The organism is Deinococcus peraridilitoris DSM 19664, assembly GCF_000317835.1.
GTDB classification, from domain to species: Bacteria; Deinococcota; Deinococci; order Deinococcales; family Deinococcaceae; genus Deinococcus_A; species Deinococcus_A peraridilitoris.
In genome coordinates, this window is the sequence record NC_019793.1 from 3,771,247 (window position 1) to 3,789,776 (window position 18,530).

General features: G+C 66.8%; 7 protein-coding genes and 2 riboswitches. Of the genes, 3 read left to right on the forward strand and 4 right to left on the reverse strand.

Annotated elements, in window-relative coordinates; translation table 11 throughout:
* Positions 1 to 27: 27 nt before the first annotated feature.
* Positions 28 to 2,991: a (Fe-S)-binding protein gene (locus DEIPE_RS18200; RefSeq protein ID WP_015237449.1), complete on the reverse strand. Its 2,964-nt coding sequence runs from the start codon at positions 2,989 to 2,991 to the stop codon at positions 28 to 30.
* 216 nt (positions 2,992 to 3,207) lie between these two features.
* Positions 3,208 to 3,291, forward strand: a riboswitch (ZMP/ZTP riboswitch).
* Positions 3,292 to 3,349: 58 nt separating this feature from the next.
* On the opposite strand from DEIPE_RS18200, the gene purH reads away from it, so the two are divergent.
* Positions 3,350 to 4,864 carry a bifunctional phosphoribosylaminoimidazolecarboxamide formyltransferase/IMP cyclohydrolase gene (purH, locus tag DEIPE_RS18205; protein ID WP_015237450.1) on the forward strand — a complete coding sequence of 505 codons (1,515 nt, stop codon included), beginning with the start codon at positions 3,350 to 3,352 and terminating at the stop codon, positions 4,862 to 4,864.
* Position 4,865: 1 nt separating this feature from the next.
* Complete coding sequence (locus DEIPE_RS18210; RefSeq protein ID WP_015237451.1) at positions 4,866 to 5,759, forward strand: bifunctional 5,10-methylenetetrahydrofolate dehydrogenase/5,10-methenyltetrahydrofolate cyclohydrolase; 894 nt, start codon at positions 4,866 to 4,868, stop codon at positions 5,757 to 5,759.
* Between the two features lie 72 nt (positions 5,760 to 5,831).
* Here DEIPE_RS18210 and DEIPE_RS18215 read toward each other — a convergent pair whose 3' ends face one another.
* The 3 genes from DEIPE_RS18215 to DEIPE_RS18225 all read right to left on the reverse strand — a co-directional run bounded on the left by DEIPE_RS18215 (position 5,832) and on the right by DEIPE_RS18225 (position 8,763).
* Positions 5,832 to 6,857, reverse strand: coding sequence for an alpha/beta fold hydrolase (locus tag DEIPE_RS18215; protein WP_015237452.1), 1,026 nt, complete (start codon positions 6,855 to 6,857; stop codon positions 5,832 to 5,834).
* Positions 6,854 to 8,182, reverse strand: a complete 1,329-nt coding sequence (locus DEIPE_RS18220; RefSeq protein ID WP_015237453.1) for an O-acetylhomoserine aminocarboxypropyltransferase/cysteine synthase family protein — start codon at positions 8,180 to 8,182, stop codon at positions 6,854 to 6,856. The genes DEIPE_RS18215 and DEIPE_RS18220 overlap by 4 nt, the downstream gene beginning before the upstream one ends.
* Positions 8,183 to 8,314: 132 nt before the next feature.
* A riboswitch (SAM riboswitch) is annotated at positions 8,315 to 8,439 on the reverse strand.
* Between the two features lie 60 nt (positions 8,440 to 8,499).
* Complete coding sequence (locus tag DEIPE_RS18225; RefSeq protein WP_041230985.1) at positions 8,500 to 8,763, reverse strand: acylphosphatase; 264 nt, start codon at positions 8,761 to 8,763, stop codon at positions 8,500 to 8,502.
* Between the two features lie 296 nt (positions 8,764 to 9,059).
* Between DEIPE_RS18225 and DEIPE_RS18230 the strand changes: the two genes are divergently transcribed.
* Positions 9,060 to 18,524 (forward strand): translocation/assembly module TamB domain-containing protein, encoded by a 9,465-nt coding sequence (locus tag DEIPE_RS18230; RefSeq protein ID WP_041230986.1) that lies wholly within the window; start codon positions 9,060 to 9,062, stop codon positions 18,522 to 18,524.
* The last annotated feature ends 6 nt before the right edge of the window (positions 18,525 to 18,530 follow it).

Below are 18,530 nucleotides of genomic sequence, written 5' to 3' on the forward strand. Positions count from 1 at the left end.
GCTTATTCTGGATAGCCGTCTCGCTTGTTAGTCTTTGCGCTTGGGGGTCCACTTTTTGCGTGGCGCGTCTTGGGCCGGGCCACCCGAAACGGAAGCGTTGCCAGTGGGCACGCTGGGCGAAGTCTCGTTTTGGCTTGCCGGCGATGACTCGGAGCTGAATGTCTCTGCGGCAGACGGGGCGCCGGAGGTCATGGCGTCGTCGACCGTCGGGTCGGGTGTGAGGGCGACCGCATGACGCTCTTCGGGCGTGAGGGGTGTTCCCGGAGCGTCCGCGGCGACCTCGACCTGACCAGGCACAGAAACCGCGGTCGCCTGTCTGGGTTTCCACTTGGGGCGCTCGCCCGCGCCGGGGGCTGCCGTTGTAGCAGACGGGCCGGGTGTGCTTTCGGGTGCCTCCTGCGAAGTCAGGATGGGGGCGCCTTTGGGAGACCACTTCTTCCGGGGCGCTTCAGCGGGAATCGCAAGGGTGCCAGATGGCTCCGGAGCAGCAGTGGAGCCCGAGGCTTCGGGCGATGGCGATGGCGTTGCCGCCGATCCACTCCGGGCCGGGGCCCACTTCTGCCGAGGAACGGGAGCTTCGCCGGGCGTTTCGGGCAGGTCCTGAGCAGTTGGCGCGCCACTCGACACGTCGTCGGCACTTTTGCCTTTCGGGCTCCATTTCTTGCGCTCACCGGTCGTTGGCGGAGTAACCTCACCTGAACCGGGCCGGTCGCCCAGGTGTTCACCGGCGGCCTGCGCGGCCTCGACTTCTGCCGTGGTCGTGCCGGGCTCTTCGTAGGCGGCATTGGCAAAGGGCGGGTCATCGTGACGCGGCTCCGGAATGAAGTTGGACGCCGGTGTTTCGGAAATCAGCGGGGCAAATTGGGCTTCAATCTCGGCAGGAGCCTCGGGCTCTGCGGCCTCGGGTGAGAGAGCCTCACCGCGGGCACGCTGAACGCTTTCGAGCAGCAGCTCGGCCACGTCCTTCACCACGATGCCTTCCGCCTGCGCCTTGCTGGGCGTGCTGTTCATCATGCTTTTGCAGAAGGGGCAGCCTACCGCGAGGGTCTTGCCAGCTTTGGCCTGATCGAGGCGGCGCTGAATTTCCTTGAAACGGTTGTCGCTGATGCGCTCGTGCCCCTCCTCTTCCTCTTTCCAGAACTGCGCGCCTCCCGCGCCACAGCAGAAAGAGGCCTCCCGCGAGCGTTCCAGTTCCAGAATCTCGAGGCCCATCGAACGGATGACTTCGCGCGGCGCGTCGTACACGCCGTTGTGGCGGCCCAGGTAACACGGATCGTGGTAGGTGACGGCCTCGTCGAGCCGGGAAGTCTCCAGTCTGCCTTGCCCGACCAGGGTCTCCAGGTACTGGGTGTGGTGCATGACCTGATAGTTTCCGCCGATCTGGCGGTACTCGTTGCCGATGGCGTTCATGCAGTGCGGACAGGTTGCCACGATCAGCTTCGGGCGCACCTCGTTGAGGGTCTCAACGTTCTGCTCCGCGAGTTGCTGATACAGGTACTCGTTTCCGGCACGCCTCGCGCTGTCGCCGGTGCAGGCTTCCTGCTTGCCCAGCACCGCGTAATTGACCCCTGCACGGTCGAGCAGCTGCACGAAGGCGCGCGCGGTTTTCTGCGCGCCCGGATCGTACGCGGCGGCGCAGCCGACCCAGTACAGAACGTCCGGCTGCGGGTTTTCGAGGGTGGTCGGAACGCGCAGGCCCTCGGCCCACTCCATGCGCTTTTCATGGCTGATGCCCCAGGGATTTTTGGCGCGCTCCATCCCGCGAAAGGCACTTTGCAGCTGCGGCGGGAACTCGCCCTCCACCATCACCTGACGACGCCGGATATCGATGATGTCGAGCATCTGCTCGTCCTGCACGGGGCAGACTTCCATGCAGGCGCCGCAGGTGGTGCAGGCCCACACGGCCTCAGGCGAAATGGCGAACTCCAGCAGCGGACGCGAGCTGGGCGCGCCCTGCTCGAAGGCAGCCGTTTTCAGGGTGAACGGGCTGGGGTGCGCCGCGATCACGTTGAGCTCCATGCGCTTGTTGATCTCCAGTGCCGCCGGGCTGAGGGCCTTGCCAGTTCCACTGGCCGGACAGACATCCTGGCAGCGGTTGCACTGGATGCAGGCGTAAGCGTCAAGCAGGCGCGGCCACGCCAGATCCTCCATGAACTGCGCGCCCATTTCCGGTCCGTGCTCTGACGATTCGGCGGCTTCGAGGTCCACTTTCATGGGCGGCAGTTCTCCGCTCACCCGGTCGCGCTTGAAAAAGTAATTGACCGGTGCGGCGAAGATGTGAATGTGCTTGGTGTAGGGAAAGTATGCCAGGAACGCCAGAACGCTGCCCAGGGCGCCCCAGTATCCAAAGATGCGCCAGCCTTCGGCAGTCTCGGGAGTAAAAAGGGCACCCAGCGCGCTCGAGAAAGGCTGGTACGGGTCACCTCCCAGTTCGGCCATCTTGGCGCCGTTGCCGATCAGACGGCTGCCGACGTGAAACAGGATGAAGCTGCTGACAATGACCGAATCCCGGGTGATTGCGCCCCGCTTGACGTTCGGGTGCAGCAGTGTTTTTTCGTTGAAGCGGAAATCACGCCGGGCAGGCGCGAAGTAACGGCGAATCACGAAGGCGACGACACCCACGAGTACCAGGACGCTGAGCAGGTCGGCCAGGAAGTTGTAGGTCGCGCCAAGCGGATGGGTCGACGCGATGTTGAAGTGCACGTAGCCTTCGAGCCCGTCGATGATGTTCACCAGCAGGTAGAACACGAATCCGTAGAAGATGAGGCTGTGAAAGACACTCAGGGCCCGACGCTTGCGGAAGGTGCGCTCCTGGGTCAGGGTGACGCGCAGGGCGTACCAGAGCCGCGCCAGGGGTTGGTCCGCGCGCAGTTCCTGGTCGGGGCGGCCACGGCGGACGCGCAGGTAAAGGCGGTAAAAACCCCACAGGCCGAATGCACCGGCAATCAGCGCGAACACAAAGAAGAGAATCTGGTGAATGAGCGGAAGCAAGGGCTCCTCCGATAAAAGTTGGACTGAGTCTAAGTATAAACGGTACCCGGATGAGGCTGGTCGGACGCGCGGGGGAGCGCGCCTACAGCGCGAGATGCGGACGCACCGAGCGCGAAAACAGATTTCTCGTTTCAGGCGCGTCGGCCTCTTTCAGGATACTGTCTCCCGTACGCCGGCAGGCCCAAGAGCGCTTTTCACCGGACCTGTTATACTGCAGCACGTTGCGGTGACTGGCGACGCGACGCGGGCAACCGCGGGGGAGCCGCAAGAATCCACGGGCCGCGCGCCTGGGCCGAGAACCTGTTGACGGGAAGCAATCCTTACCGTCCGACACCGTTTTCGACATTTCCAGGTGAACATGCGAGCACTCATTTCCGTCAGCGACAAGACCGGCGTGGTCGAATTCGCGCGCGCCCTGACCGAGGGCGGTCACGAAGTCCTCTCAACCGGCGGCACCCTGGCCGCCCTGCTCGAAGCCGGGGTCCAGGCCACGGCGGTCAGTGACGTGACCGGCTTTCCCGAAATTCTGGACGGGCGCGTCAAGACGCTGCATCCCGCCATCCACGGTGGCATTCTGGCCCGGCGGGACGAGGGGCACCTGGGCGAGCTTCGTGCGCACGGTATCGCGGCGATCGATCTGGTCTGCGTCAACCTCTACCCTTTTCGCGAAACCGTCGCGCGGGGCGTAGACCTCGCTGAAGCGCTCGAAAACATCGACATCGGCGGACCGGCCATGCTGCGCGCGGCGGCCAAGAACTTTCCGGGCGTCATCGTGCTGGTCGATCCGTCCGATTACGCCCGGGTTCTGGAAGGCGAACTCAGCATAGACGAACGGCGAGCGCTGGCGGCCAAGGCTTTCGCGCATACCAGCTCTTACGATGCGGCCATCACCGCCTATCTGGGAGCGGACAGCGCCGCGCACGGCACCGAAGAGTTGCCCGGCGAGATCGACTTGCAGCTGTCACGCACGACCGAACTGCGCTACGGCGAAAACCCGCATCAGGCGGCGGCCGTGTACCGCCTGAAGGGTCAGCGCGGGCCACTGCTCGACGCCCGGGTGCTGGCCGGCAAAGCGATGAGTTTCAACAATTACGCTGACGCTGACGCAGCCTGGGCGCTGGTGCAGGAATTTCAGGAAACCGCGTGCGTGGCGGTGAAACACGCCAATCCGTGCGGAGTCGCCCTGGCACAGGACGTGAGGACGGCCTGGGAGCGCGCCCGCGACGCCGACTCGCTGAGCGTGTTCGGTGGCATCGTGGCCGTGAACCGCCCGATCGACCTGGCGGCGGCGCAGGCCATGCGCGGCACCTTTCTGGAAGTGCTGGTGGCGCCCGAAGTCAGCGAGGAAGCGCTGGAGTGGCTGCGCGCCAAGAAGCCCGACCTACGGGTCCTGCTGGCCGGCGAAAGGGGCGCCACGACGCTCGAGTACCGCCCGCTGGTCGGCGGCTTTCTGGTGCAGGCGCGTGACCAGCGCACCTGGGACGAGCTGTGCCCGGAAGTCGTGACGAAGCGCGAACCGACCCTGGAAGAATGGCACGACCTTGCCTTCGCCTGGCGGGTAGCCAAACATGCGCGCAGCAACAGCGTCGTGCTGGCCAAAGGCGGCGTGACGGTGGGGCTCGGCACGGGCGCAGTCAGCCGCATCTGGGCAGCCGAGCGCGCCCTGCTGAATGCCGGCGCCGCCGCTGCCGGCAGCGCACTCGCATCCGAAGCCTTCTTTCCCTTCGATGACGTGGTGCGGGCGGCGGCGGCGGCGGGCGTGACCTCGGTCGTGCAGCCGGGCGGCGCCAAGCGCGATCCCGAGGTAATCGCCGCCTGTGATGAACTGGGGCTCACCATGATTTTCACCGGTTCGCGGCACTTCAGGCACTGATATGCTGGCCCGGCGTCCCGTTGGCCCGCTTTCGAGCACTGCCACTCAGCTGCTGGAAGGCGGCGCTCCGGCCCGGCGCGTGACTCAGGAGACCCGTGAGCGGCTGGGTCACTTCGCGCACCTCACGCCGACCCTCGCGGCAGTGATCGCCTCGGACGATCCGGCCACCCGGGTGTACGTCGAGCGCAAGGCCAACCGTGCCCGCAAGCTGGGCGTCACCTTTCGCACGGTCGATCTGGGAGCGCAGCCCTCCCAGCAGCAGCTCGAAGATCAGCTTGCCGCACTCAGCGCCGATGCGGGCGTTCATGGGGTGGTGCTGGAGTTGCCGCTCTCACCCCACCTCGATGCAGAACGTGCACTGCTGTCGATCGCGCCCCACAAAGACGTCGAGGGCCTCTCCCCTGCCAACCTGGCTTTGATCGCGGCAGGCCGCGAGGAGCAGGCGCTGCTGCCGCCCACGCCGACGTCCTGCCTGAATCTGCTGGAGCTGGGGCTGCAAGCTCGTCAGCTTGAGTTGCGCGGCGCGCACATCGCCGTGATCGGCCCCGGGCGGACAGTGGGCCGGCCGCTCGTGTGGATGCTCAACAACCGCGGGGTTACGGTAACACTATGCAATCCACACACCCGGCAGCTGGCCCGCGTGCTGGAAGGGTGTGACGCGCTGGTGGTCGCCGTCGGCCGACCGTGCCTGCTCGAAGCGCGGCACGTCCAGCACCATCACGTGGTGATCGACGCGGGCATCAACGTCGTGGCGAACATGGTCGTAGGCGACGTGGCTCCGGACGTGGCAGACGCCGTGAGCGCCATCACTCCCGTGCCGGGTGGGGTGGGGCCCCTCACCTCGGCCTTGATGTTTGCCAACTTCGCGCGCGCACTGGAGTTGCAGGCGACATAAGGCGGTGTAGCGGACACCGCCTTATGTCGCCTGCAATGGAATACGTCACCACAACCGGAAATGCTGGCTTGCTCAGCACGCGTCGTCACCAAGACGGAGAAACCGCCCGACCTGCGCTCCCAGCGCCTGTGTATCGATCAGAAAAGCGTCGTGCCCGTCGACGCTGGTCAACTCGTAATAGGTGCTCTCACCGAGCTTGTGCGCCAGCCGTCTCACCTCCTCGGCAGGGTACAGCTCATCGCTGCTGATGCCGACAACCAGGGTGAGCACGCGGTTGGTCCGTAGGGTCAGGTCATCGATTTCGAAGTCGTCCATGGCCTGCGTCAGACAGGCGTAGCTTTCCGGCGTGAAGCGTCGGCGCAGCTTGGCGCCGTGATGGGTCAGGTAGGTCGTGATGGCGCGCTCCCCATTGCCCAGCGGGCTCGGCCCGGACTGCGCCAGTTCCAGGCTGAGGGGTGAGCGGTAACTCAGCATCGCGAACATGCGCGCGACCTCCAGCCCACGCGCCGGGTCGAGCGCCAGTGCCGCGCGGGCGGCCACGTTCCAACCGTGCGCCCAGGCCGACTGACGTTGCGGGGCCGCGATCACCACGGCACGTTTCAGCTGCCCGGGGAACAGCTTGAGACAGGCAAGCGTCAGCATGCCCCCCATCGAGCCGCCCACCACGTCGAAGCGCGAAACACCGAGATGCGAGAGCAATTCACCCTGCACGCGCGCCATGTCAAAAATGCCGAGGCGGTGCCCTCCGAGTTCGGCGGGGGTACTCGAGCCCGCACAGCCGCCGATGACGTTCGCACAGACCAGAAAGCGCTCCTGCGGATCGAGCGCGCGCGACGGCCCGTGCAGGGGCCTCCACCACGAGTCCGCGTGCGGGTCACCCGTCAGGGCGTGCATGATCAACACTGCGTTGTCGCCTGCAGCGTTCAGTTCACCCCAGGTGCGAAAGGCGACGCGCACATTTCGGACGCTGGCGCCACAATCGAGTTCGAGCGCCCGTTCACGAAAGAGCGTCACCATCCGGACCGCACCGGTCGGCCGTGTGAGTGTCACGGCGGCATCGCGCCCACCGAAGGTTTCGGTCAGAAAGGCGCCCGTCATGCGAGTTGCAGATTGGCGGCCAGCGACTGCGCGAAATCGGCGGTGAGGTCGTCGATGTGCTCCAGGCCCGCCGACACGCGCACCAGACCGGGCGTCACACCCGCCGAGATCTGCTCGGCTTCGCTCAATTGACTGTGGGTAGTGCTCGCCGGGTGAATCACCAGGGTCTTGGTGTCGCCGACGTTGGCCAGCAGGCTCGCCAGACGGACATGGTTCACGAACGATTCGCCCGCTTCCCGGCCACCGTGTAATTCAAAAGTCAGAATCGACCCTGCGCCGCGCGGAAAGTAGCGCCGGGCATGTGCGTGATGTGGATGCGACGGCAAGTCGGGGTGCGTGACGCGGGCCACTTCGGGCCGCGTGGCCAGCCAGGCGGCGAGCTTGCGGGTGTTCTCGATGTGCCGCTCCGCGCGCAGGGAGAGCGTCTCCAGGCCCTGAATGAACAGGCTCGCGTGGTGGGGCGATAGGCTGGGGCCCAGGTCACGCAAGTTCTCGACTCGCGCCCGAATCGCAAAAGCGACGTTGGGCAGGCCCAGTGGGTTGCCAAAGCCGAACGTTTCCCAGAAGTTCAGACCGTGGTAACTGGGGCTGGGCTCGGTGAAGAGCGGGTAGCGTCCGTTGCCCCAGTCAAAATTCCCCCCATCGACGAGCAGGCCACCAATGGCGGCGCCGTGGCCGCCGATCCACTTGCTGGCCGAGTGCGTCACGACGTTCGCGCCGTGCTCGAACGGGCGGAACAGGTAACCGCCCTGCCCAAAGGTGTTGTCGACGATCACCGCAACGCCGTGATCGGCGGCGGCAGCGGCGATGGCTTCAAAATCCGGCACGTTCAGCGCCGGGTTACCGATGGTCTCCAGATACACCGCCCGGGTATTCGCATCGATGAGCGCCGCGAACTCTTCAGGTCGTTCCTGAGGGGAAGTAAAGCGCACCTGAATACCCAGCCGGGGCAGGGTCACCTTGAAGAGGTTGTAGGTGCCGCCATACAGGTTAGGCGTCGAGACGATGTTGTCGCCCTGGCGGGCCAGGGTCAGAATGGCGATGAACAGCGCGGCGTGACCGCTGGCGACGGCCAGGGCGCCCGTACCACCCTCAAGCGCCGCGATGCGCTCCTCGAGCACGGCGTTGGTGGGATTCGTGATGCGGCTGTAGATGTTCCCGAACTCGCGCAGGCCGAAAAGGTTCGCGGCGTGTGCGGCGTCCCGGAAGGTGTAGCTGGTCGTCTGGTAGATCGGCACGGCGCGGCTGCCGGTGGCGGCGTCGGGAGCCTGCCCGGCGTGTACCTGCAGGGTTTCGAAGCGGAACTTGGGACTAGGCGTGGTCATGAATCCTCCGAGGTGCGGCGTGAGTGCCGGGGTGCCTGGGCGGCCTCGAGGGCGCACCTGGCGTGCTTCGGGGACATGAAAAAGTCCCCTCTCCGGAGAGAAGGGGGACAGTATTGCGTGCCAAATTCCCTTCCCTTATCGTTCCCGCTGTTTCGCCATCGTCGGCGGAGAGCAGGCTGGAAAGCACCGTTGCCGTGATGAGGGCCGGTTGCTGCGCGTGTCTTCGGGCCAGATCCCTCACGCGCTCTGGATAAGAGTCGTTCCGAGTCGGAACACGTCAAGGCTACCCGCCTCGTGCGGGCACGTCAAGGCAGTTGTCAATACACGAAAAAATCATTGAGGCCCGTGGCCTCGTTCCACTGGACATCGAGATGTGTGACGGCCGCGTGATAAGGGCCTCGGCGCAGCCAGTGCAGCAGACGCTCAAGGTCACCGCGTTCGCCTTCTGCCACGATCTCGACCCGCCCGTCACTGAGGTTTTCCGCGTAGCCGTGCAAACCGAGGTCAAGAGCGTGACGCTGCACAAAACGGCGGTATCCCACGCCTTGCACCGCGCCGGAAATCAGGACGTTCACTCGCATACCCGAAAGTCTAGAGCGTTTGTCCATTCCACCCTTGGAGAAAGACACTCCATCAATTCCATTTCCATCCGCTCCTGGTCAAGGTCACTCGCTCCCCGCGCTGACAGCGTGCCCAAAAGCGGTTTCGGGCACTGCGCGCTCTCCGCTCGGTCAAAGACATGGATCAAAAACCGATCAATGTCTTTGACAACCGCTTTAGTCGAGCCTGCGCCAGGCCTGACCGAGGCAGCTTACAGCTGATCCAAAGCTGTCTTTAACGGATGCAAAACTCACGTTCATCCGAATAGAATGCGCTCGTGACGCGCACACGCTGGCTGCTGATGGCCGCCCTGGTCATTCTGCTTGGCTTGCTGCTCTTCGGGTTGCCCCTGTACGGCCCGCGCCTGATCAACCAACTGCCGGGCGATTACCGCATCCAGGCCCGCAGCGTCGGTGGTCCACTGTGGCGCCCCGTCCTGCGGGGCGCCTTGATCGATGGATCAGGAATCCGTGCTGAGGCCGACGAACTCGAGCTCCGCATCACGGCCTTCAATCCCTTTACCCGTGAGCTGCGTTTCACGGGCCGCCTCAAGGACGCAGAAATCGACCTCGATCTCAAGCAGCTGTTTTCGGGGCAGCGGCGCAACAACTGGCAGTTCGTGCCGCAGGACTTCGCACTGGAAAACGTGCGGGTGAACCTCGACAACAGCGGATACAGCCTTCCCGACGCGCGTCTGAGTGCCCGGGGTGAAAACGGCCGCCTCAATGTGCAGGCCATCACGCGGCACGGCGGCGCCAAGGCGGACATCCGGTATGTCCCACGGGGCGGCCAACTGACCGGCGAGGCAGACGTGCAGTTCGACGCCACCCTTGTCAACGCCTTCTGGCCCGGCGTTCGCGGTGGCAAACTCACCGGGCGCTACACCTTCGACGGCGGAGCCCTGCAGGGCGACCTCACGGTTGTGGGAGGCCGGATCGTCGTGCCGGGAGTACCGCTGGTCGAAATTGAGGACATCGGCGGGACCGTCCAGCATCGGGGCAGTTCGTACGATATTGCCCTGAAGGGCGAGGCGTGGGACGGGCCGGTATCGGCGCGCGCCCGGGTGAATACGGCGGCGCGGCGCTGGACCGCCAGCGGCGAGGCGTCGCCAAGCCTGGCCGGTCTGGCGCGCGAGCTGGGCACGACAGGTCAGGGCAATGTGCGCGTGATGGCCACTGCCGAGGGATGGGACCAGCCGGTGGTCAGTGCCCGCGTGACCGGTCAGGGAGAACTGGCCTCAGTTCCCTTCGAGGCCCTGCAGGCCGGATACACGCTCGAAAACCGCCAGAGTAGCCTGCAAGGCGCGGTTCGCACCCGTCTGCAAGGTGAAACCCAGCAGCTCCAGGCGAACTGGACGGTGGGCGGCGAGGGACGCGCGACGGCGACCGGAATGCTCCTGGACGCCCCTCTGAACCTGGGTGCCTCTCTCCAGGGGGCCCGCCTGAACGTGAGTGGCCGGGCACTGCGCGGCCCGATTTCTGCCGTTTACAACCTGCAGACGCGGAACTTGCGGGCGTTTGCCGACGTCAACGCCTCGGGGGTCGAGCTGCGCGCTGCCTTGCGCGGTCCGCTGAGCAACCTCGACTTGAGTGTCGAGCGGCTTTCGGCAGCGGGACTGGAGCTCAGGGGGAAAGGTCAGGTCACCGAAACCGGCGTGAGCCTCGATCTGGGTGCCCTGAGCGCACAACTCGACCGCCAGGGTCAGGGCACCTGGCGTGCCGACGCGCTGGCAGCGTACGGTGTGACGGTCGATGGCAATGGCCGAGTCGATCTGCGCCGCAGCAGCCTGACCGGGGTACTGGACGCCCGGCTGCCGGCAGTCGAGGGGCTGCTCAGCGGAGCGCTCGACGTAAACTGGCGCGAACGGCGCGGGCAATGGGATTTCGGGCGCGGTACGGCCCGCTGGCGCGGCGAGGGAATTGCCCTGGCGCTGCGCGGTGTGCGGGTAGCAGGCCTGACCACCCAGGGCGATCTCACCTACGCGCCGGGCTCGCTGCTGGGAGAGGTGGACGCAATCGGAGACCTCGGCACCCTCCGGCTGCGGGGCCGCGGGACCACGGCGCTTCTGGACGCCCGGGTACGCGGCGTGCGAATTCTCGGTGAAACGCGGCTCGGCGAGGATTACCGCACCACCGTGCGCCTCGATGGTGCAGATCTGAGTGGCGACGTCCGGTTGAGTGAGGGCGTGCAGTTTGATCTGCGCTCGGGCGACGAGCGCTTGCGGGGAACAGCGCGCGACGGTCAGGTGCGGGCGACGGGCGCGCTTGATCTGCGGGCCCTGCGTGCACTTGCGGGTGCGCCCGACCTCGATGGTCGCCTGGTGGTCGACATGAACGGCAATTCAGGAACGGGCAGCCTGCAGGCGCAGCTGCGCGGAGCCCAGATTCGCGCGACCTTTCAGGCCGACAGCGGCAACGTGCGGAGCAATGTCGACGCTCGTTATGGAGAACTGCGCGCCATCCTGCGTGGGCAGGCGTATCCGCGCGTCGACGTGAACGGCACGCTGGCATGGCAGGGCCAGCAGGTGCTGACGCGCCTGAGTGGAACGCCCGGCAATCTGTCGTGGACCGCCAATGGGACGAGCGAGGCCCTGAACTTGGCGGGCGTGGTGCTGCCGGCGCAGAATCTGCGTGCCTCGGGGCAGCTGACCCCTCAGCTGAGCGGCACCGCGCGCTGGGGCGAACTCGACTTGACGTATGCCGATGGGCGCGTGCGGGTGGCGGGCGACCAGCGGCTCACGGTGCGGGGTGAGTCGGCAAGCGTGCAGCTGAACGGTGAACTGGGACCGGACTGGACGGGAGCAGTACGGGCGTCGGGCCGGGTCGGGCCGTACGACCTGCGGGCCTCCGGGCCCTGGCGGGCGCTGCAGTTTTCGGTGTCTGGCACCGGTCTGCGCGGCACGGGGAGTCTCGACGCCGCCACCTTGGCGTATCAGGCCCAGCTTCGTGGACGAATTTCCGGCGTTTTCGTCGACGGGCGGCTGCGTGGGCAGCGTGACCGGTGGCGTGCCTCAGGACGCGCTGCCGACGGAGTGGGCGGCTTCGCGACCTTCGACGCCTCCTCTCCGACCAACTTCCGGGCACGCTTCAATGACCTCACGGCCATGGGGCAACGTCTGCAAGGCGAGCTCTCGGGAAGCGGCGCTGCACTGAACGGCACACTTCGGGTCGGCGATCTGCGCCTCACAGCTCGCCAGGGTGAGCTGTCGCTCGGCGGCGACATCGCCGGCACCGCCCTGAATGGGCGTGCCCGCCTGCAGTTGCCCACCGAGCTGAACGAAGTTCGCCTCAGTGCCCGGGGCCCGTGGGGGAACGTGCTGTTGACCGGCAGCGCCCGCGATCTGCGTGGCCGCCTGAACCTGAGCGCACAGGAGACCCGAATTCTCGAAACACCGCTGAGCTTGCCGGGCGCCACCCTGCCGGTCCGCGCGAGTCTGGTACCTCCGCGCGTTCAGGTGGGTGGTCTTGGTTTCGCTGGAGGCGTACTGGGCGGCGCTCAGAATCTTACCTACAGGCTGGGAACCGAGCGCGGACAGCTGCGCTTAACCGGCAACGGAACGTCGCTGCGGACCAGCATGTCCGGGCCCGTGCAGGGCAACGTGCAGGTGTACCCAACCCTGAGCGGCGAAGTGCGGGCCGGCCTCACCCCGCTCGTCCGGGCGCTGCCAGAGGTCATGCGGCGGGAACTGCAGCCTGGTCAGCTCCGCGCCCGCCTCCTGAATTCAACTGCCAGTCTCGATCTGCTGGACACACGGTACGTGGGCCTGCCGCTCGAACTCGATGCCCGCCTGGACTGGCAGCGCAGCCTGCGGGCCGAGGGCGAGTTGAGACAGCCGGGCACCCGGCTGCCCTTTTCGTTCAGTCGCCGCACCCTGGACGTGCGGGGCGCGCGCCTCGATGCACTTGCCCTGCGGCCCCTGGTCAACGCACGAGGCGCCATCACCGGGAACCTGCACCTGCCCGACCTCGATCTCGAACGTGCTCAGGCGCGGGTGAACATCGACCTGCGCTCCGGGGAGCAGGCCGCGCGCGGCACCGTCACGCTCGCCCAGGGTCAGCTGCGCGCCGACGTGGTGAGCGATCTCGCAAACCGCGCGGTCCGCGTGCAGGGTCAGGTGTATCCGCGTGCGGACGCCTCGTTCGCGGTGGACCAGGTCACCGGAACGTTGCGGGGAGAGCTTCCCGGTGACGTGACGGTGCAGGCTGGCGGACGCTTCGAGGGCCGTGCGGTGTCGGTGCAAGGCACGCTGGGATCAGAACGCGTGCGCCTGACGGGTGAAATCGCCGAAGCACAGCTGAACGTGCAGGCTGACCGGTCCGGGGGCAAATGGACGGGGGCACTGCGAGTGCTGGTGGCCGACCTGCGCGAACTGACCGGACAGCCGGGTCAGTTGAGCGGCGAGTTGAGCGGGACGTTGGCGCAGGCGAGCGGCGAGGTCAGCGGCGCCGCCTCGGGAGTGACGTTCCGCCTGCCCGTCCGGTGGAGGGCGGGTGCACTGCGCATTGAGGACGGCGAAGTCGCTTCCCAGCAGCTGGGCGCCCGGGTGACAGGTCAGGCCTACCCGAAGTTGAACCTGAACGCCAACGTCGACCTGCGTCAGTGGCTGCCCGGTCAGTACACCGTTCGGGCCGCAGGATCCTTGAACCAACCCGACCTGCGCGCCTCGGGGACCCTGAGGGCCCCTGCCGGCAGCGCACAGACCTTCAGTCTGGATGCCGCCGGGACCCGGCTCGATGCCCGCCTGCTCGGTCAGGACTGGCGGGTGGAGGCCAGTGGGTCTGCCCTCCAGGGAGCGGCACGCGGGCACCTGACCCAGGGCGTCCTGACGGCACAGTTCGAGTTGGCCAGCAGCGTCCGCTGGTCTGACGGTCAACTGGCGCTGCACGGTCCGTTCGGCTGGAATGCCCGCACCGGCTGGCAGGGAAACCTGCGCGCTTCCGGCCGGGCGTATGGGCAGGACACGAACGTCGTCGCCACGGGTAAAGGGGTGTTGACCGTGGCAGGTTCGGTGGGGCGCGGCCAGATTCAGGCCGCACTCCCTCCGGGCCTGCCGGGCAGGCCCGGAGGCACCCTCAGGCTGGAAACCTTCGATCTGGGTGCACTGTGGGGCCGGAGCGGGCAACTCACCGTCACCGGGGAGGCGTCTCTTGGCGGTGCCTGGCGCGACCTGCAGGTGACCGCCCAGGGCGACGTGACAGACCGCGGAGGGGACCTGAGCGGACGCCTGCAGGCGCAGTACGCAGGGACCCGGGGGGAGCTGAGCTTTGACGGCTGGCTCGACAAGGTCAGCGCGCAGGCGTCCTGGAGAGATGGCGCTTACCGTGGACAGCTGCAGACGCGCGACCTGAGGCTGGCGCGCCTGCTGCCTTCCAACTTCGAAGTTTCCGAGCTGCGCCTCGGCGGCGCGCTGAGCTTCAGCGGTGACCGCCGTGGTCTCACACAGGTCCGGGCACAGGCGCTCGATGTACAGGGACGCCACGTCCGCACCGGCAGCTTCAGTGCGCGGGGAGAACTGAGTTACAGCCCCTCCACCCTCAGCAGCGACCTCACAGTGCGTGCGCTCGGTGGAGAGTTGAGCGCGGTGGGCGCTTTTCCGCGAGAAGTTCGGATGGTCGCGCGGGGCGTGCAGGCCGCGGCGCTGGGCGTGGTGAGCGCTGACCTGACGCTGAGCGGGCAAGCGGGCGATCCGGCGTTGTCAGGTCTGGTCATCTCCGAACGGCCGGAAGTCACGACCCGCGCGCAGCTCCGTGGCCGCCTGCTTGACCCGGCGGCACAGATCACCGCCGACTTTATCGCGCCGTACCGGGGTCAGCTGTCCGGCGAACTCGCTGAGCTTACGCTCGATCCGCCGGGTGCCCGCGTACGCCTGACGGGCTCGGTGGGCCGTGGTGAGGAACAGGTGACCCTCGATCTTGCCGGGCGCTGGCCGCAACTGCAAGGCGAAGCGAGCGCCGGGTTTGCTGCCCTGGGCGCGCCCGTGCGCCTGGTGGGGAATGGGCGCGGCCAGTACACCATCGACGCCGGTGTACTTGGCAGCGGACAGTTCGCACTGTCGGGCTTCGTGCCGCAGCTGAGCGGCTCGGCACGCCTCACCCCGCTGAGCCTGCTGGACGCGCGCGGCAGTGGGGCGCTCGACTTGCGTTTTTCCGGGTCACTGAGCGATCCGCAAGTTGCATTGAGCGGCGGCTTTCGGCAGGTCGAACGCTCCGGCGTGCGCCTGGGTGACCTGTCCCTGAGCGGCGCAGGCACGCTGCGCCAGTGGTCGGTGCAGGCGCGGCAGCACGAGCGCACCGTCGCGACGTTCGACGGCCGGCAGCTGACGGTTGAAGGGCTGGCCGCCGAGGCCTTCTCGTCGCGCTTCACTGCCGATGGCTCATTCACGCCTGGAGGGGGGCTGCAAGCGACGGTGCGCGCCGAGGGTGCACTCAGCGGCTCCTTGCGTCTGGGCTACACGGGCGGGGCTGCCTCGGCCAGCGGAACCATCCGTACCTCGGGCGCCAACGCGACTTTCGAGGTGGCGGGCAGCGAAGCCGTGGGCTGGAACGGGCGGGGTCGGGTCGGTGGTCTCCCCGCCCAGGTGATCACTCGTGACCCGATCTTCACCGTCGAAGGGGCCTGGGACACGCCGTCGCTGGCCGCTCAGCTCGGGGTGTTCGGGGCGGCGGCACAGCTGAGGGCCGACTCAAACGGCGCACGGCTTGCGCTCGATGATGGCCCGGGCACGCAGGCAGACGGTGAATTGCGCCTGACAGGCCAGGCCCTTTCGGGCGCGGTTTCGCTCATGCGCGAGGGCGCCCGCGTCAACCTCAGTCTGGGCGGCACCCTCAACGGGCCCAGCGCCTCAGTTGACGCGGCTTACGGCGGGTGGCGCGCCCGCGGTTCCCTGTCCAGGCAGGAAGGCCGCATCATCGTCAGCGACGGTGCACGCGACGGCACCGTGCAGCTGAGCGCCTCGCAGGTACGTGTGGATCTGCCGGGACTCGACCTCGGCCAATTGGGCGTCGACGAGATCGGCGGAACGCTGGTCGCCAACGGTCAGTACGATCTGTCCTCGCGCGCCGGGCGCGTTTCGGCCAGTGTCAGCGCAGCGAGGACCCCGTATTCGCTGCCGGTCGTGGATGTGCCGGTCGCCGGGCTCGTGCAACTGAACGCCATCTTCGCAGAGGGTGAAACGAGGGTGAACGGGATGCTCAGCGGCCCCAATGGCCGCCTGGGTCTCGATGCCGTCCGCCGGCAGGAGTGGTCGGGTCAGGTCAGTGCCGACCTGCGCCGGACGCGCGGCAATGAAACCGGCACCCTGCGCGCCGATCTGGGGCTGGCCGGGGGTCGGCTGAACGGTACGCTGAACGCAGCGAATTACCCCTTGACCCTGCTGGGTCGTGCAGCCGCGCTGCGCGGCGCGCTCAGCGTGCGCGACAATGAATTCGAGCTGGACGCGGGTGTGAGCAGCACCTTCGGAAGGCTGACGTTCTCGGGCGGCGGCGACTTCGCGGGCGCGCTCGAAGAAAACCTGAGCACGCTCCAGCTTGGCTTGCAGCCTTCAGGCGAGGGCTACCGGGTCGACGCACGGCTGGAGGGTCTCGATCTGCAGGCACTTCAAATTGCCGAACTGCTCCAAGGCCGCGCCAGCGGCACGGCCACGCTCTCCGACGGGGGTTCGACGTTCGTGCTGCGTGTGCCAGATTTGCGGGTGGCCGGCGAAGACCTGCCTGTCCGGCTGGAGGGCACGTCCTTCGGGACCGAGTGGCGCGTGCGTGGATTCGCCGGCGATTCGCAGTTGTTCGGCTCGGTCACCGGCGGCGTACTGAACGGCCGCCTGCAGCTCACGACCCTGCCGGTCGGTGCAATTCTGAGTGCGCTCAGCGGCCCGCTTCCCGGACAAAGCACGGTCAGCGGCCTCGCGCGTTTCACGCTGCCCCTGGCCGATCCGCTGGCGGGCCGAATCGACGTGGTTGCCGAACGGATTCGGGTATCTGCCGGAAACGAAAGCCTGACGGGCACGGGCACGCTGGCCTACACGGCCCGCGAGCTGCGCAACGTGGACATTCGGCTGCGCGGTGCGGGCGAGGTGGACGTACAGGGCGAATTCAGTCGCGCCCGGGTGGACCTGCGCGCCACGGTACGCAATACTTCCTTCACACCGTTTCTGGCCATCGTTCCCGGCGTGCGTGGCGCGCAGCCCACCTTACGCGGCGACCTTCAAGCGCGCGTGGCGGGCACTTACGAGGTCCCCGAGGCCCGTCTGACCGGAGGCGCGTTGAGCGGTTCGGCCAGCAACGTGCGCTTCACGCTCTCGGGGTTGAATGCCAGCCTCAGCAGCGGACAGCTACAGGCCAACACCAGCCTGCGGCTGGAAGGAGACGTGGCCGCCGGTGGGGTTATCACTGCCAGCGGCCAGCTCGCCCAAGGGCAGCTCTCCGGCGCGCGCCTGCGGTATGACGGCGACCTCGCCACCCGGCAGTCCGGGCGCCTGCAACGCGTCGTGGCGGAGGTGTTGCAGGCAGGAAGTGGCTGGAATCTCGACGCGACCGTGGTCCAGGGAGGCACTGCCCGCATCACCGGATCTCTGTCCCCCCAGCTGCAGCTCACGGCCAGCGCGCGGGGCCTGACTCCGAAGCTTGGCATCGTGTATGCACGCGACTCACTGCTCAACGGTGACCTGACGATCGAGCAGAACGGGCAGAACTTCGAGGTGGACGGCGCCCTCACTTTCGAGCGCCTGGTGATCGGCCGGGTGGCCACGCCAAGCGGCATCACGCTGCCGGGCACAGGTGACAAAGGGCGGAACGGGGATAACTTTATCAGTCCCCTTCCGAGCGAGCTGGTTACCTTTCCGCCGGTGCCCGGCGAGCAGCGCAGCAATCCCCTGCTGTCTCGCATCGTGTTGCGGGACATCCCGGTCCTCATGCCGAACGGCATCCGCATCGACGAGAACCTCGCGCGCGCCGAGCTGACGGGTTCGTTGATCCTTGGTGGACGGGCAAGCGAACCACAGGTCAGCGGGCAGATTCGCGTGGTTCGGGGCAGCCTGTTCCTGCGCGAAAATGAATTTGCGATCGCCGAGGGCAGCGCGACTTTTGACGGCGCCTCGGCTTACCCGACTTTCCGGGCGTCGGCGCAAGGCCTCGTTCCTGACGAGAACCTGCGCGTGGGTGTCAATGTCAACGTCGAGGGCAGCTTTCCGGCGGGAGACGGTGGCGAGCGCAACCTGGACCTGCGCACCACGTTCTCCTGTACCCAGAACTGTACCCGCGCCGGTCGGGAACTGACCGAGTCAGAACTCTACGCGCTGGTCGCTCTGGGGAGTGCCAACGCGTCCAATCTGCCCTCTGAACTCACGCAGAGTGCGCTGCGTACCACCCTCAACGTCTTCTTGCTGGGCGAAATCGAGCGCGGTGTGGGACGCGCGCTTGGGCTGGACGTCTTTCGCATCCGCACCAACCTGCTTTCGGGCGCGAGTGACTTTCAGGTGCAGTTCACCCTGGGCTCGTACGTCACGCGTGACTTCTACCTGGAATACCAGGTGGATTTGCGCGGCGAGGGACTCGTCAATGCCACCTACAACACGCCCGACAACCGTTTTACCTTCACGGTGTCCTCTCCCGTCTCCGGACTGAACCTGACGACCTTGCAACCCTCGCTCGCGGTGGCGTACAACTTCACGCCACGGTCGAGCGTGCAGTTCGGGGTTTCGTCAGGTCTCAGCACGACTTTCAGGCTGGGGTATACCTTCCGGTTTTAGGAAGCC